This window comes from Vescimonas fastidiosa (genome assembly GCF_018326305.1).
Classification (GTDB): Bacteria; Bacillota; Clostridia; order Oscillospirales; family Oscillospiraceae; genus Vescimonas; species Vescimonas fastidiosa.
This window is the reverse complement of record NZ_AP023415.1, coordinates 44,796-58,395: the sequence shown is the minus strand read 5'-3', so window position 1 is coordinate 58,395 and position 13,600 is coordinate 44,796. Positions and strand designations below refer to the sequence as shown.

Genomic DNA, 13,600 nt, shown 5'->3' with positions numbered 1-13,600 from the left:
GTGTATGACAAAGCGTGCGGTGCAGGGTGGCCACGGATTGCCACAGCCGGTTTGCAAACCGGTCTCGCTATGGCATCTTTTTTGACAAAGAGAGTGTACCACTGCAATTTGAAATTGTAAACCAAATTTCTATTAAAGGATTGACAAGTTTTTTCTTTTGTTGTATTGTAAACCAAAACAGTTTGCAGAGAGGTTTACAAATATGAGCCAAAAAACGAAAATGCTGGCCCGGGCAGCCCTTTTGGCGGCCCTGACCGCCGTGGGGGCGTTTATTAAAATTCCCCTGGGCTACTCCTCCATCACCCTGCAGTTCTTCTTTACGGCCATGGCCGGGTGCCTGCTGGGGCCCTATTGGGGTGCGGCCAGCCAGGGGGTATATGTGCTTCTGGGCCTGGTAGGTCTGCCCATTTTCACCCTGGGCGGCGGCTTTGGCTATGTGTTTCAGCCCACCTTCGGCTTTCTGCTGGGGCTTATCCCCTCGGCCCTGGTCATAGGGCTTATTACAAGGAAAAACCGCAGGCCCCTGCGCATTATTCTGGCCTGCGTGGCGGGCCTGGCCACCCTCTACGCCGTGGGGCTGCCGTACATGGGGCTGATTCTCAATGTGTACCTGGACAAGGGCTGGAGCCTGGGGCGGCTGCTGCGGGACGGGATGCTCCTGTTCCTCCCCGGTGACGCCCTGAAAATCGCTGTGGCGGCGATTCTATTCCCGAAGCTGTCAGTTTTTTTCGACAAAAAACAGTGATTTTTTCAGTTCAGAATTGGACTTACTCCTAATTGCCTTTTGTTTTTCCCAGCCGTATAATGGGCAGGATGAAATTTGAAGGGAGGCGACGACATGACCTTTTCTATTGCAAAAAAGAAATGCCCGACTGTTGGCGCCTCTGTTTTCATTTCTATATTTCCTTTCTGACCGGTATTTTTACCGGTCAATTTTTTTGCCAGTTTACAATTAAAAATGTAAATAAAATGAAGGAGGAGTTTCCCATGAAGAAGAAACACAACTTAGGCAATGAGGCCGTCTACGACGCCCGCACCCTGGGCCTGCCCCGGATGCTGGTGCTGGGCCTGCAGCATCTGTTCGCCATGTTCGGCGCCACGGTGCTGGTTCCCATCCTGGTGCAGAGCTATGGCCTGCCGCTCTCCATCCAGACCACCCTGCTGTTTGCGGGTCTGGGTACGCTGCTGTTCCATGTGTGTACCAAGTTCAAGGTCCCGGCCTTCCTGGGCTCCTCCTTCGCCTTCCTGGGCGGCTTTGAAGCGGTATCCAAGCTGGATGCGGGCAAGTTCGCCACCATGACCGGCGAAGAAAAGCTCCCCTACGCCCTGGGCGGCATCGTCATCGCCGGCGGGCTGTACCTGGTGCTGGCCCTGCTGTTCAAGCTGGTGGGTCCCCAGAAGGTCATGCGCTTCTTCCCCCCCATCGTCACCGGCCCCATCATCATCCTCATCGGCCTGAACCTCTCCGGCACCGCCATCACCAACGCCTCCACCTGCTGGTGGCTGGCTCTGGTGGCCATCGCCATCATCATCGTGGCCAACATCTGGGGCAAGGGCATGGTGAAGATCATCCCCATCCTGCTGGGTGTGGTGGGCAGCTACATTGTGGCCCTCATCGCCGGTCAGGTGGATTTTACCGAGGTAGGCAAGGCCGACTTTGTGGGTCTGCAGCAGTTTGTCATCGCCAAGTTTGACCTGACCTCTATCCTGGTCATGGCCCCCATCGCCATCGCCGCCATGATGGAGCACATCGGCGACATGTCCGCCATCTCCTCCACCACCGGCACGAACTTCATCGCAGACCCCGGCCTGCACCGCACCCTCCTGGGCGACGGCCTGGCCACGGCGGTGGCCGGTATGTTCGGCGGCCCTGCCAACACCACCTACGGCGAGAACACCGGCGTCCTGGCTCTGAGCAGGGTCTACGATCCCCGGGTCATCCGTCTGGCAGCCCTGTACGCCATCATCCTCTCCTTCTCCCCCAAGTTTGACGCCCTGGTCAACTCCATCCCCACGGCCATCGTAGGCGGTGTCAGCTTCGTGCTGTACGGCATGATCTCCGCTGTGGGTGTGCGCAATGTGGTGGAGAACAAGGTGGACCTGACCAAGTCCCGGAACCTGATCATCGCCGCGGTGATCTTCGTCAGCGGCCTGGGCTTCAGCTCCACCGGCGGCATCACCTTCACCGTGGGCGGCGCGGACATCACCCTCACGGGCCTGGCCATCGCAGCCCTGTGCGGCGTGATTCTCAACGCCATCCTCCCCGGCAACGACTACAAGTTCGGCGTAGACCCCCAGGGCGACAAGTCCGCCGACCTGGGCAGCTACTAAGACAAGGCAAAAAAGAATACCCTCTCAGGAGGCGGCCTATGCCGTCTCCTGTTTTTTTGTGGGAAAGAGCCTACGGCGGGGCAGAGCCCCTCCCCTACGCACCCATGATGGGCTTCCGTAGGGCGGCGTGCCCTCACGCCGCCGCAAAGGGCGGACAGGGTCGTTCGCCCCTACGGATGGATTTGGAGACGGTGCAACCGGGCCGATGTGGGCATCGGCCCCTACGGAGGAGTTACAAGAGGTTCGGTACAGAAAGGTACGGAGAGGTATCCCTCTTCCTTTAGGCAAGGGAGAGGGCAGTTTTCCGATGGTGCGATGGGGCGGGTCGTCCGCCCCTACGGATGGATTTGGGGCCGATGCAACCGGGCCGATGTGGGCATCGGCCCCTACGGAGGTTTTCCCTCACAAAAAAGTCCGAGCGCCCCAAAATGGGGCGCTCGGGGGATTTTGGATTCCGTTTTTACTTCTTGGCCTTGCTGTCTACCACCTCGCGGAGCAGGGCGGTAAAGTCATCCAGGGACATGGCGCCCAGGTCGCCGTCGACCCGGTGCCGGGGAGAGACGGTGCCGTTTTCCATGTCGCGGTCGCCTACCACCACCATGTAGGGCACCTTTTCCACCTGTGCATCGCGGATCTTCTTGCCGATCTTCTCGTTGCGATAGTCCACCTCCACCCGGAAGCCCTGAGCCTCCAAAGCCTTGGCGGCGTCGGCGCAGTAGTCGGCGGCCCGATCGGTGACGGGCAGGAAGCGCACCTGCTCGGGCGCCATCCAGGTGGGCAGAGCTCCGGCATATTCCTCCAGAAGGTAGGCCAGGGTGCGCTCGTAGCAGCCCAAAGAGGTACGGTGGATGATATACGGCAGAGCCTTCTCACCGTTTTCGTCAATATAGTACATACCGAAGCGCTGGGCCAGGAGCATATCGATCTGGATGGTGACCAGGGTGTCCTCCTTGCCGAACACATTCTTATACTGAATATCCAGCTTGGGGCCGTAGAAGGCGGCCTCGTCGATGCCGATCTCGTACTTCACGTCCAAATCGTCCAGTATCTGGCCCATGACGCGCTGGGCCTCGTCCCACTGCTCCTTGGTGCCCTCGTACTTGTTGTTGGGGTTGGCGGGGTCCCACTGGGAGAAGCGGAAGGTACATTTATCCAGCAGGCCCACGGTGCCCAGGCAGTACTTGGCCAGCTCCAGGCAGCCCTTGAACTCCTCCTCCAGCTGGTCCGGGCGCAGCACCAAATGGCCCTCGGAAATAGTGAACTGGCGGACGCGGATGAGCCCGTGCATCTCGCCGGAATCCTCGTTGCGGAACAGGGTAGAGGTCTCGCCCAGGCGCATGGGCAGGTCACGGTAGGAGCGCTGGCGGTTCAGATACACCTGATACTGGAAGGGGCAGGTCATAGGCCGCAGGGCAAAGCACTCCTTGGTCTCGTCGTGGGGGTCGCCCAGGATGAACATACCGTCCAGATAATGTTCCCAGTGGCCGGAGATCTTATAAAGCTCCCGCTTTGCCATAAGGGGGGTCTTGGTCAACAGGTAGCCCCGCTTCTGCTCAACATCCTCCACCCAGCGCTGCAAAAGCTGGATGACCCGGGCGCCCTTGGGCAGCAGAATGGGCAGGCCCTGGCCGATATAGTCCACGGTGGTGAAATACTCCAGGTCCCGGCCCACCTTATTATGGTCGCGCTTGAGGGCCTCCTCCCGCTGCTTCAGGTACTCGTCCAGCTCCTCCTTCTTGGGGAAGGCCACGGCGTAGATACGCTGGAGCATCTTGCGGTTGGAGTCGCCGCGCCAGTAGGCGCCGCAGCACTGGGTCAGCTTGATGGCGTTGCCCTTGATGCGGCCGGTGGAATCCAGATGGGGGCCTGCGCACAGGTCCACAAACTCGCCCTGCTTATAAAAAGAGATGTGGGCGTCGGCGGGCAAGTCGTTAATAAGCTCCACCTTGTAGGGCTCGTCCTTCTCCTGCATAAAGGCGATGGCTTCGGCCCGGGGCAGCTCGAAGCGCTCCAGCTTCAGCTTTTCCTTGCAGATCTTGCGCATCTCCGCCTCCAGGGCGTCCAGATGCTCCTGGGTGAAGTTGAAGGGGGCGTCGAAATCGTAGTAAAATCCGCCCTCGATGCTGGGGCCAATGGCCAGCTTCACCTCCGGGTACAGGCGCTTGACGGCCTGGGCCAGCACATGGGAGCAGGTGTGCCAGTAGGTGCTGCGGTAGTCCTTGTTTTCAAAGGTATAGATGTTTTCTTCGCTCATGATCGTGTTCTCCTTTCTTGGGGTGACAAAAAACCTCACCCCTGACAAAATTCAGGGGTGAGGTAAAAGACTTTACTCCACGGTTCCACCCTGCTTACGGAAATACTCCGTCGCTCGTGTCCTCTGTAACGGGAGGGGCCGGTCCGCTCCTCACGGACAGCTCGGGAGTGGTACCGATCCTTCTTCACCGCAGCGCGCTTTCAGCCGGGACGCGCCTCTCTTTGGCGGCGGGCGGGGGATCTCTTCTCCGTCAGTGCATTTTCTTGATTACAGCATATTATAAGCACCTTTTTCCGGCTTGTCAATGGACAAGTTGCAAATTTTTCCCCTGCAAAATTTCCTCAGCTCTGTCTACCACGATGGCCCGGGGCGCTACGGCCAGCAGTTTCTCCCGGCCCCGGAAGCCCCAGCTCACACCGATATAGTTCATGCGGCAGTTCCACGCGGTCTGAATATCCACCTCGCTGTCGCCCACATAGATGGCGCTCTCCCGGGGGCAGTCCAGCACCGCCAGGGCGTGCAGCACCAGGTCTGGGGCGGGCTTGGCGGGCAGGTCGTCCCGCTGGCCGAAGGCCGGCACGCCGGGGAAGAATTTCTCCGCCAGAGCCTTGGTGGTGGGGTCGGGCTTATTGGAGACGATGGCCACCTGCACTCCGGATTTCCGGAGCTTATCCAGCAGCTCCGGAATGCCCGGATAGGGGCGGGTCTTTACACAGTTGTGCGCCTGATACCAGGCCTTATATTCCGCCAGCAGGGCCGCAAATTCCTCCTCCCCCACCGTATCCGGCAGGGCCCGGCGCAAAAGCATGGCCGCACCGTTTCCCAGAAAGGCCCGTATCTCCTCCCGGGTCCGGGCCGGGTATCCGTGGGCCAAAAGTACATGATTTACGGAGTCCTGCAAGTCCTCCAGGGTGTCCAGCAGCGTGCCGTCCATGTCAAACAGCACAGCCCGGGCCCGGGACTTTCCACGCAGCGTCAGCAGGTTGGGCAGCAGGATGCTCCCCAAAATCAGAACGATGCCCAGATACCCCGGGCCTGCCACCCGCTCATGGAGCAGCGTGGCCCCGAAAATGGTGGCAAAGGCCGGGCTCAGGGCGCAGAACAGGCTGGCCCGATCTGCGCTGATATGGCTCTGGGCCACAGGCTGCAGGGTATAGCCAAAGCCGGTACACACCACCGCCAGGACCAGGATGATGCCCCACTCGCTGCTCGTCTGGGGCAGGCGGGGTGAGGAAAAGAGGCAGGAAGCCAGAAGGGAAAACAGGCCCAAAAAGCCCACCTCCAGGACTCCCAGCTCAAAGCCGTCGGCCCGATGGCTGGTGCGGTCGATGGCGATGATGCCCGCGGCGTACAGGAAGGCCGCCAGCAGCGCAATACACTCCCCCGCGCCCAGGCGGAAGCTCCCGCCCTCCAGGGTCAGCAGGGCCACGCCCCCTACGGCGATGGCGGCGCACAGCAGGCTCATGGCCGAGGGAGCCCTGCGGTGCAGGGCCGACTCCAGCAGCGGCACGATGATGATAGCCAAATTTTCCAGCAGGGAGACCGTGCCGGCGTTCACCGTTTTCAGGGCCAGCATCTCGCAGCTCATCACCAGGAAAAAGAGGAAGCCCACCAGGGCGCCCCCGGCTACGGCGCGGCGGTTCAGACCCTTTATCAGCTTCCTACCGAACAGAGCCGCCAAAAGCACAAAGGCCAGCAGAAACCGCACCGCCAGCATATTGAAGGCATCCATGGTACGAAGGCCTATTTTATTGAACACAAAGGAGGTGCTTCGGGCGATGATCACCGCCGCCAGCAGCACTTCCGCTCTTCTCTCAGACATTTTGTGACCTCTTATTTTTCTTGCTTTTCCGCGCCGTTCTGCTCCTCAAATAAAACCTTGAAGGGCACATGGTCGCAGCTTTCTTTTTGGCACTTCTTGCAATGCTTCTCGCAATGCGCTTGGCATGCCTCCTGCAAAGCCAGCATGGCCATGGAGCAAGAGACGGAATAGGTGTGCTCCCTTGTGCCGAAGGGCGTTTGCAGGGCTTCCGCCCGGATGCAGATTTTATCCAGGCGGTGGGCCAGGGCCTCCTGCCCCTTCCGTTTCTGTCAAATCACAGTCATTATATACCGTCCCGGGCCGCAAAGTAAAGCCTCTTGCGCCGTTTTTTCGCCCGTTTCCCGGCAAAAAACCGCGTTGCAATGGCACGGCGGCTGTGCTATACTGAGAAAAAATCGCTGTGAGGTGCCTCATGGAACGGATACTGGCCTATTTCGGCTCCTACAAGTTCATTTTCAGTCTCTGCACCGTGGCCGCCGCCCTGGTGTGCTGGCTGCTGCTGCGGCACCTGATCCACCGCTTCACGGAGAAAATCACCTCCACCGGAGCCCTCTCCGGCCGCCGCCAGACCTATCTGGCCCTGACGCTGAATTTCGCCCGGGGCCTGCTGGCGCTGCTGGCGCTGATTCTTGTTCTGCAGATCCATGGGGTAAATGTATCCTCCCTGGTCGCCGGCCTGGGCATCATCGGCGCCATCGTGGGCCTGGCCCTGCAGGATATGCTCAAGGATGTGATTATGGGCATGAACATCCTCACCGGGGAGTATTTCGCCGTGGGGGATGTGGTGAAATACGGCGAGGTGACCGGCGAGGTGGTGCAGTTTTCCCTCCGGGCCACCAAGCTTCGGGAGCTGGCCACCGGAAACCTGGTCACCGTTTCCAACCGGAATATTTTCCAGGTGTCGCAGCTCAGCAATGAGCTTTACCTCACCGTCTCCACCTCCTATGACGACGGCCCCGATGCCATAGAGCCCTTTTTGCAGCAGCTGGCCCGAGAGATTGCCCAACTGCCGGATGTGGAAAGCTGCACCTTTCTGGGGCTTTCCAAGCTGGGAGACTGGTCGGTAGACTATTTGTTGGGCCTGCGGGCCAAGCCTGCCGTTCAAAACACCGTGCGCCGCCGGGCCCTGGGCCACATCCGTCGCCGCTTCCTGGAAAGCGGCTTTACCATCCCCTATCCGCAGATGGATGTGCATACGGACTAAAGCTCCTAATACCGCAAAAAAGCAGGCCCGGCGGGCCTGCTTCAGTGTGTCAAAAAAGCCTCGCAGAGTTTGCCGCCCGCAGGCGGCAAAGAAATAAAATCATTTTCTCTCGCGACATGTGCGTGAGAGAAAATACAGCTCGGGCTGCCAGTGTGGAATTTGTCCGTCATGGACGGACAAATTATGCGCGCAGCAGACCGCAAGCCTTTTGTCGGAAAAACCCGGAGGGTTTTTCGACAGTCTCAAGCAGGCCGCCGGGCCTGCTTTTTGTGTATACGCATTATATTATTATAATGTACTATTCAAAAATGCCGCTGCTGCAGCCTGACCCACCCGGCGCTGCGAAGCCTCCGGCAGCAATATCTCCAGTGCCGCTCCGGTGCTCTCCAGTGCAGCCCGGCACGAATCCACCAGGCACTCGCCGCTGGCACCGTCCACGACACGACCCAACAGCAGCACGCTTTCGCAGCCGGTGAGCCGCTGATACCAGGGTAGGGTCAGCCCCAAAAGCCGTCCCAACTCCGAAAAAGCCGCTATTGCCCGGCTCTCTCCGGCCCGGGCCCGGTCCTGAACCCAGCGGAGCTTTTCCGCCGGGGTCTCCCCCTCCGGGGTAAGTCCGTTCAGCCCGGCCAAGCGCAGCACACCCTCCTGGGAGAAGTACCGTTCTCCCACGCCCCGGTCTCCGGACCAGGGGTCCACCGGAGCCAGCGGGTTCACATCCACCGGCAAAAATGCCAGCTCATGGAGCCGCCCGGTGATGCGTCCGCTGCCGTCCACATAGCCGCCGGCCTCACTGGTGCCCAAGGCAATACCCAGCAGCTTCCGCCGCCCCAGGCTCACAGCCCCGGCCAGGGCCGCCACATCGCCGTCGTTGCTTGCGGCCCAGGGGACATTTCCGCAGGTCTCCCGCACCGCCCGGGCCAAAAGGTCCCGGCCCAAGCGGTCATAGGTTGCCTGCTCCACCCCCACAAACAGGCTGGAGCGGCGAATTTCACCGTCTATCACCACCCCGGCGGTGGAAATGCCTACGCTGTCCACTCTCGGCAGATGGGCCTTGGCCGAACGCAGGGCGGCGGTGATCCCCTCATAATGATAGCGCAGGTCCGACGCCGTCTTAGGCTGCCAGACCACCTCCTCGGTGTAAACGGTCTCCCCGTCTATCACCGCTGCGGCCTTGCGGTCGCTGCCGCCCAGGTCGATGCCGATGCGGCAGCCCTCCGTCCGGGCTGCTGCCGAGGCCGGCGTTTCCCGCTCCGGGGGCAGCGTCTGCCGCCGCTCCACCTGAAAGGGCGAACGGTATATGCCGGACAGAAACGCCCGATCAAAGGCCCGCGCCCCCGCCGGGGCGTACGCCCCTTGCAGCCAACGGTAAACCGCCTCATCCGCTGTGAGAAGGGTGCAGCCCCCTCGCAGCCACAGGGCGGTTTTTACCAAGAGCAGCGCATATTCCTCGTCTGCCGCCGCCATAGCCTCATCCCGGTGCAGGCCCAGGGACAGATGCTCGCAGCCCCCGGGCCGGGCCACCGCCACGGTGACCCAGCGGTCCGCCGTGGCCTCGTGGCGGCGCACAAGGTCAATAATGGGCCGGAACTCAGTCCCCATCGGTGATGATGCCGGTCAGGTCCACGCTCTTGCCGTCCCGCCACAGGCGCTCCAGGCCGTAGAATTCCCGGGCCTCGGCGCTGAAAACATGCACGGCCAGGCACCCATAGTCCAGCAGCACCCAGGTGCCGCCCCGGTACCCCTCCCGGTGCAGGGGCTCCTCGCCGGCCTGCTCCGTGATCACCTTTTCCACATTGTCAACCAGGGCGTTGATCTGCGTATTGGACGAGCCGGTGGCCAGGACAAAGTAGTCCGCCAGGGTGGTCAGGTCCGCAATCTCCAGCACCTGAATCTCCCGGCCCTTTTTCTCCGACAGCGCCTGGGCCGCCAGCAGCGCCAGTTCCTTGGGTGATTTATTCATGTATTGTTCCTCCGATCTCGCTTCGTATAGAGTCCAGGGCCTCCCGGGTGTGGGGATGGACAGGGCTTCCGTAGCCCTGCAGCTCCTTGACCGAGTCCAAAAGTGCCCGGTACAGCCCTTCATTTAAGTCCGTATGCACCGCCCGGCGCAGCTCGTCCACCCCGGGAAAGCGGCGGCTGGGCTCAATGTAATCCGCCAGGTAAATGATTTTTTCCAGCAGGGTCATGTCCGCCTTGCCGGTGGTGTGGTAGAAAATGGCGTTATAAATTTCCTCCGACACGCCGAATTTATCCCGGGCCACCGCCGCGCCGGTTTTGGAGTGCAGGAGCTTCAGGCTCACCTGCTCCAGCGGGTCCAGGTCGATGCCGTAATGGCGGCACAGGGAGAGCTGCCGGTCCATATCCAGCTTCTTGGTGCAGTCGTGGAGCAGGGCCGCTACTCGGGCCGCCGTGCCATCCGCGCCGTATTTTTCCGCCAGGAAGGCCGCCTCCTGCTCCGTGCCCAGCACATGGGGCATCCGCTTGGGCTTTAAATAGCTCAGGGCAATGGGTCGCAGCTCCTCCGGGGTCAAATGCTTCAAATCCGCCTTTGTGCCGTACAGGCCCTTGCGCAAAATATAGCCGTACACCGGCTCGGTAAGGTACGCCCGGCCCGCGCCCCGACTCAGCTTTTCCCGCAGCTCCGTGGAGGAGATTTCCACCACCTCCGGATTCTCCAGCACCCGGATATGCGCGCCATAGGTCTCCTCCAGGCGCTTCTTCTGCCGGGCAAAGGCCGCCGCCTCGCTCTCCTCCCGGCGGCTGAATACCGCCAGGGTCGCCAAATCGCAAATGCGCTCCGGCTGCCGCCAGGTCTCAAAGGACAAGAACATATCCGAGCCCATAAGGAGAAACAGCTCCTCCTCCGGGTACTGCTCCCGAAGCTGGGCTAAGGTATCGCAGGTATAGCTGGCCCCCTGCCGCCGCAGCTCCAGGTCTAAAACCTCCACCGGAGCCGACACCTCTGCGGTGCAAAGCTGCACCATTTCCAGCCGTTCCTCCGCCCCGGCACTGCCGGAAGGCAAGGGCTTGTGGGGCGGGATGGCGTCCGGGATCAGCAGGAGCTTATCCAGAGAAAGCTGCCCCGCCGCTGCCGAGGCCGCCGCCAGATGTCCCCGGTGGATGGGGTTAAAGGTACCCCCGAATACGCCGATTTTCATGGTCACTCACCCCGCCGGGTCGCCTTCGGCAGCTGAATCTTGCGTTTTGTCTTGTCATGCTGCATCCGATAGAGAACAAACTTGTTTCCGATCACCTGTACCACCTGGCTGCGGGTGACCACCTTCAGCTCCTCGGCAGCCTCCCGGGCGGTGAGCATGGAATTCTCCAGCACCTTGCCCTTTATAAGCTCCCGGGCCTCCAGAGCATCGTTTGCCTGCTTCACCAGGTTATCGCTGATGCCGTCCTTGCCGATATGAATAATGGTGTCCAGAGTGGAGGCCAGGCCCCGCAGCTGGGCACGCTGCTTGCTTGTCAGTTCCATAGTCAATGCTTCTCCAAATATTCTTTTAATTCCGTCCCGAAAGCCCGCAGGGCGTTGCCCCGGTGGCTGATGGCGTTTTTCTCCTCCGGTGTCATCTGGGCAAAGGTCTTGCGCAGACTCGGCACATAGAACACCGGGTCATAGCCGAAGCCGCCGTCCCCCATAGGGGCGTAGGCAATGGTACCCGGGCACTCCCCCTCTGCCGTCAGCTCTGTCCCGTCGGGGAACAGGCACACCACCGAGGTATGGAAGTGGGCCGCCCGGGTCATGGAGCCGCGCATATTCTGCAGCAGCAGGCGGTAGCGGGCTGCATCGTCATCCAGCCCGCCGTACCGGGCGGAGTAGACCCCCGGCGCGCCGTTCAGCGCGTCCACGCACAGGCCGCTGTCATCGGCGATGGCCGGCAGACCGCTGGCCTCCATGACAGCCTTAGCCTTGATGCGGGCATTCTCGGTGAAGATTGCGCCGTTCTCCTCCGGCTCAAGGTCCAGACCCAGATCCGACTGGAGCACCACCTCCACACCCAGCTCACCTAATATTTTCTGCATTTCTGCCAGTTTTCCCTTGTTATGGGATGCCAATACGAATTTCATTGCGCTGCCTCCTTTCTCTTGTCCAGACGCCGATTGCGCAGCGTCAGTAATATGTCCGTAGCCACCATCAGCAGGTCCAGTATATAGATGGCGAACACCCAGTTGATCTGTCCGCTGATGCACTTACCCGTTATGCCGCAAATGTATCCCACCAGCACAAAGAGTTCAAAAGCCAGGCTTTTCCCCTTAGCCGTCTTGGCCCGAATGGATTTGGTGATGTTCATGGGCCAGGAGCAGCCAAAGCACAGCAGCATACCTGCCTCGAAAATTTCCGATGACATATCTCTACCTTCTTACTTTTGTATTATCCCTGCAGCACCCGGCGCTGCTTTTCCAGCAGCTCCCCGATGCCCTTAGCGCACAGGCGCACCAGCTCCTGCTGCTCCGAAAGGGTAAAGCTCCGACCCTCGCCGGTGCCCTGCAGCTCAATGAGCTCCCCTTTTTCGTTCATGACGCAGTTGAGATCCACCTGGGCCCGGCTGTCCTCGGCGTAGGGCAGGTCCAGCAGGGGCACATCGTCCACAATGCCTGCACTCACCGCCGCCACCTGATGGATAATGGGATTTTTTGTCACCTTACCCTCAGCCATCAGCTTCCGGCAGGCCAGGGCCAGGGCCACAAAGCCGCCGGTAACGGAGGCGGTACGGGTGCCTCCGTCTCCCTGCAAAACATCGCAGTCCACGGTGATGGTCCGCTCCCCCAGGGCCTCTCTGTCCACCGCCGCCCGGAGGCTGCGGCCGATAAGCCGCTGAATCTCCGCGCTGCGGCCGGAGAGCTTCAGCTTGTCAATATCCCGGCGGGAGCGCTCCCGGTTGGCCCGGGGCAGCATGGAATACTCCGCCGTCACCCAGCCGTGGCCCTCCGGCACATGGGGCGGTGTTTTCTCCTCCACCGAGGCGTTGCACAGCACCACCGTGTCGCCGCAGCGAATCAGCACGCTGCCCTCGGCAAATTTTATATAGTCCTTGGTCAGCTCCACGGGCCGAAGCTGATCAAAAGCCCGTCCGTCCGCTCTGGTCATAGTCTCTCCCCCTGTTAAAACAAATCGTTTACGAATTCCTCCGGGTCAAAGGGCTTCAGATCGTCGATACCCTCGCCCACGCCTACAAATTTAACCGGCACGCCCAGATCCCGGGCAATGGCGATAACGATACCGCCCTTGGCGGTGCCGTCCAGCTTGGTCAGCACGATGCCCGTAAGCCCCGCCGTCTCCTTAAAGCTCCGGGCCTGGATAAGCCCGTTTTGCCCGGTGGTGGCATCCAGCACCAGCAGTGTCTCCCGGCCCGCCTCCGGCAGCTCCCGGTCGATGATCTTCCGGAGCTTGGCCAGCTCGTTCATCAGGTTCTGCTTATTGTGCAGCCGACCGGCGGTATCGCACAGGACCACATCCACATCCCGGGCCTTGGCCGCCTGCAATGCATCAAACAGCACCGCTCCCGGGTCCGCCCCCTCATGCTGGCGCACAATGGGCACCCCGGCCCGGTTCGCCCAAATCTCCAGCTGATCGGCGGCAGCGGCCCGGAAGGTGTCCCCTGCGCAGAGGAGGACCTTTTTCCCCTCCCCTTTCAGCCGCGCCGCCAGCTTGCCGATGGAGGTGGTCTTGCCCACGCCGTTGACGCCGATGACCAGAATCACCGTGGGGCTCTTGGCGGTGTCCAGGGCCGCATCGCCCACGGACAGCTTTTGCAGCAATATCTTCCGCAGCTCCGCCTTTACCTGCTCCGGGTCCTTCATGTCGTAGCTGAACACGGCGTTACGCAGGGAGTTCACCGCCTCGGTGGCGATGTTTACCCCCACATCCGCCAGGATCAGGGACTCCTCCAAATTATCAAAAAATTCGTCGTCCAGCTTTTCCCAGTTCACATCCCCGAACCAGGCCTGCTTGAGCTTGCTGAAAATACCCATATGCTGC

Annotated in this window: 13 protein-coding genes; 3 read left to right on the top strand and 10 right to left on the bottom strand. The window is 60.8% G+C overall.

The genetic code is table 11. The features are described 5' to 3' along the window. Nucleotides 1-202: 202 nt before the first annotated feature. Together KI236_RS00280 and KI236_RS00275 are read left to right on the top strand one after the other, a co-directional pair. Nucleotides 203-745 carry a biotin transporter BioY gene (locus KI236_RS00280; protein ID WP_212818299.1) on the top strand — a complete coding sequence of 181 codons (543 nt, stop codon included), beginning with the start codon at nt 203-205 and terminating at the stop codon, nt 743-745. Between the two features lie 242 nt (nt 746-987). Continuing rightward, nucleotides 988-2,331: a uracil-xanthine permease family protein gene (locus KI236_RS00275; RefSeq protein WP_212818297.1), complete on the top strand. Its 1,344-nt coding sequence runs from the start codon at nt 988-990 to the stop codon at nt 2,329-2,331. A 460-nt stretch (nt 2,332-2,791) separates the two neighbouring features. On the opposite strand, the gene thrS is transcribed toward KI236_RS00275, so the two are convergent. Together thrS and KI236_RS00265 are read right to left on the bottom strand one after the other, a co-directional pair. Continuing rightward, a complete protein-coding gene (gene thrS, locus KI236_RS00270; protein ID WP_212818295.1) occupies nt 2,792-4,585 on the bottom strand; it encodes a threonine--tRNA ligase in 1,794 nt (597 codons plus the stop codon). Nucleotides 4,586-4,886: 301 nt separating this feature from the next. After that, the gene (locus KI236_RS00265; protein WP_212818293.1) at nt 4,887-6,407 is read right to left on the bottom strand and encodes an HAD-IA family hydrolase; all 1,521 of its coding nucleotides are present in this window, start codon (nt 6,405-6,407) and stop codon (nt 4,887-4,889) included. Between the two features lie 412 nt (nt 6,408-6,819). On the opposite strand from KI236_RS00265, the gene KI236_RS00260 reads away from it, so the two are divergent. Then, nucleotides 6,820-7,611: a mechanosensitive ion channel family protein gene (locus tag KI236_RS00260; RefSeq protein WP_212818291.1), complete on the top strand. Its 792-nt coding sequence runs from the start codon at nt 6,820-6,822 to the stop codon at nt 7,609-7,611. 288 nt (nt 7,612-7,899) lie between these two features. Here the strand turns inward: KI236_RS00260 and KI236_RS00255 are convergent, their stop codons facing one another. From KI236_RS00255 to ftsY, 8 genes are read right to left on the bottom strand one after another with little or no spacing between them, the layout of a single operon-like run. Next, the gene (locus tag KI236_RS00255; protein WP_212818289.1) at nt 7,900-9,213 is read right to left on the bottom strand and encodes an ROK family protein; all 1,314 of its coding nucleotides are present in this window, start codon (nt 9,211-9,213) and stop codon (nt 7,900-7,902) included. After that, the gene (rsfS, locus tag KI236_RS00250; protein WP_212818287.1) at nt 9,203-9,574 is read right to left on the bottom strand and encodes a ribosome silencing factor; all 372 of its coding nucleotides are present in this window, start codon (nt 9,572-9,574) and stop codon (nt 9,203-9,205) included. The genes KI236_RS00255 and rsfS overlap by 11 nt, the downstream gene beginning before the upstream one ends. After that, on the bottom strand, nt 9,567-10,772 hold the full coding sequence (gene nadD / locus KI236_RS00245) for a nicotinate (nicotinamide) nucleotide adenylyltransferase (protein ID WP_212818285.1): 1,206 nt from the start codon (nt 10,770-10,772) through the stop codon (nt 9,567-9,569). The genes rsfS and nadD overlap by 8 nt, the downstream gene beginning before the upstream one ends. A 2-nt stretch (nt 10,773-10,774) precedes the next feature. After that, nucleotides 10,775-11,095, bottom strand: a complete 321-nt coding sequence (yhbY, locus tag KI236_RS00240) for a ribosome assembly RNA-binding protein YhbY (RefSeq protein ID WP_212818283.1) — start codon at nt 11,093-11,095, stop codon at nt 10,775-10,777. 2 nt (nt 11,096-11,097) lie between these two features. Next, nucleotides 11,098-11,688 carry an RdgB/HAM1 family non-canonical purine NTP pyrophosphatase gene (rdgB, locus tag KI236_RS00235; protein WP_212818281.1) on the bottom strand — a complete coding sequence of 197 codons (591 nt, stop codon included), beginning with the start codon at nt 11,686-11,688 and terminating at the stop codon, nt 11,098-11,100. After that, a complete protein-coding gene (locus KI236_RS00230) occupies nt 11,685-11,969 on the bottom strand; it encodes a hypothetical protein (RefSeq protein ID WP_228738057.1) in 285 nt (94 codons plus the stop codon). The genes rdgB and KI236_RS00230 overlap by 4 nt, the downstream gene beginning before the upstream one ends. A 23-nt stretch (nt 11,970-11,992) precedes the next feature. Next, a complete protein-coding gene (gene rph, locus KI236_RS00225) occupies nt 11,993-12,709 on the bottom strand; it encodes a ribonuclease PH (RefSeq protein WP_212818279.1) in 717 nt (238 codons plus the stop codon). 14 nt (nt 12,710-12,723) lie between these two features. Then, entirely contained in the window at nt 12,724-13,593 is an 870-nt protein-coding gene (gene ftsY, locus KI236_RS00220) for a signal recognition particle-docking protein FtsY (protein WP_212818277.1), read from the bottom strand. Nucleotides 13,594-13,600: the final 7 nt, after the last annotated feature.

What these genes read in the sequence shown, in the direction of transcription:
- KI236_RS00255 (WP_212818289.1), bottom strand. Translation starts at nt 9,213, where the DNA reads ATGGGGACTGAGTTCCGGCCCATTATTGACCTTGTGCGCCGCCACGAG.
- KI236_RS00260 (WP_212818291.1), top strand. Translation starts at nt 6,820, where the DNA reads ATGGAACGGATACTGGCCTATTTCGGCTCCTACAAGTTCATTTTCAGT.
- KI236_RS00280 (WP_212818299.1), top strand. Translation starts at nt 203, where the DNA reads ATGAGCCAAAAAACGAAAATGCTGGCCCGGGCAGCCCTTTTGGCGGCC.
- rdgB (WP_212818281.1), bottom strand. Translation starts at nt 11,688, where the DNA reads ATGAAATTCGTATTGGCATCCCATAACAAGGGAAAACTGGCAGAAATG.
- thrS (WP_212818295.1), bottom strand. Translation starts at nt 4,585, where the DNA reads ATGAGCGAAGAAAACATCTATACCTTTGAAAACAAGGACTACCGCAGC.
- KI236_RS00275 (WP_212818297.1), top strand. Translation starts at nt 988, where the DNA reads ATGAAGAAGAAACACAACTTAGGCAATGAGGCCGTCTACGACGCCCGC.
- yhbY (WP_212818283.1), bottom strand. Translation starts at nt 11,095, where the DNA reads ATGGAACTGACAAGCAAGCAGCGTGCCCAGCTGCGGGGCCTGGCCTCC.
- ftsY (WP_212818277.1), bottom strand. Translation starts at nt 13,593, where the DNA reads ATGGGTATTTTCAGCAAGCTCAAGCAGGCCTGGTTCGGGGATGTGAAC.
- KI236_RS00265 (WP_212818293.1), bottom strand. Translation starts at nt 6,407, where the DNA reads ATGTCTGAGAGAAGAGCGGAAGTGCTGCTGGCGGCGGTGATCATCGCC.
- rph (WP_212818279.1), bottom strand. Translation starts at nt 12,709, where the DNA reads ATGACCAGAGCGGACGGACGGGCTTTTGATCAGCTTCGGCCCGTGGAG.
- rsfS (WP_212818287.1), bottom strand. Translation starts at nt 9,574, where the DNA reads ATGAATAAATCACCCAAGGAACTGGCGCTGCTGGCGGCCCAGGCGCTG.
- KI236_RS00230 (WP_228738057.1), bottom strand. Translation starts at nt 11,969, where the DNA reads ATGTCATCGGAAATTTTCGAGGCAGGTATGCTGCTGTGCTTTGGCTGC.
- nadD (WP_212818285.1), bottom strand. Translation starts at nt 10,772, where the DNA reads ATGAAAATCGGCGTATTCGGGGGTACCTTTAACCCCATCCACCGGGGA.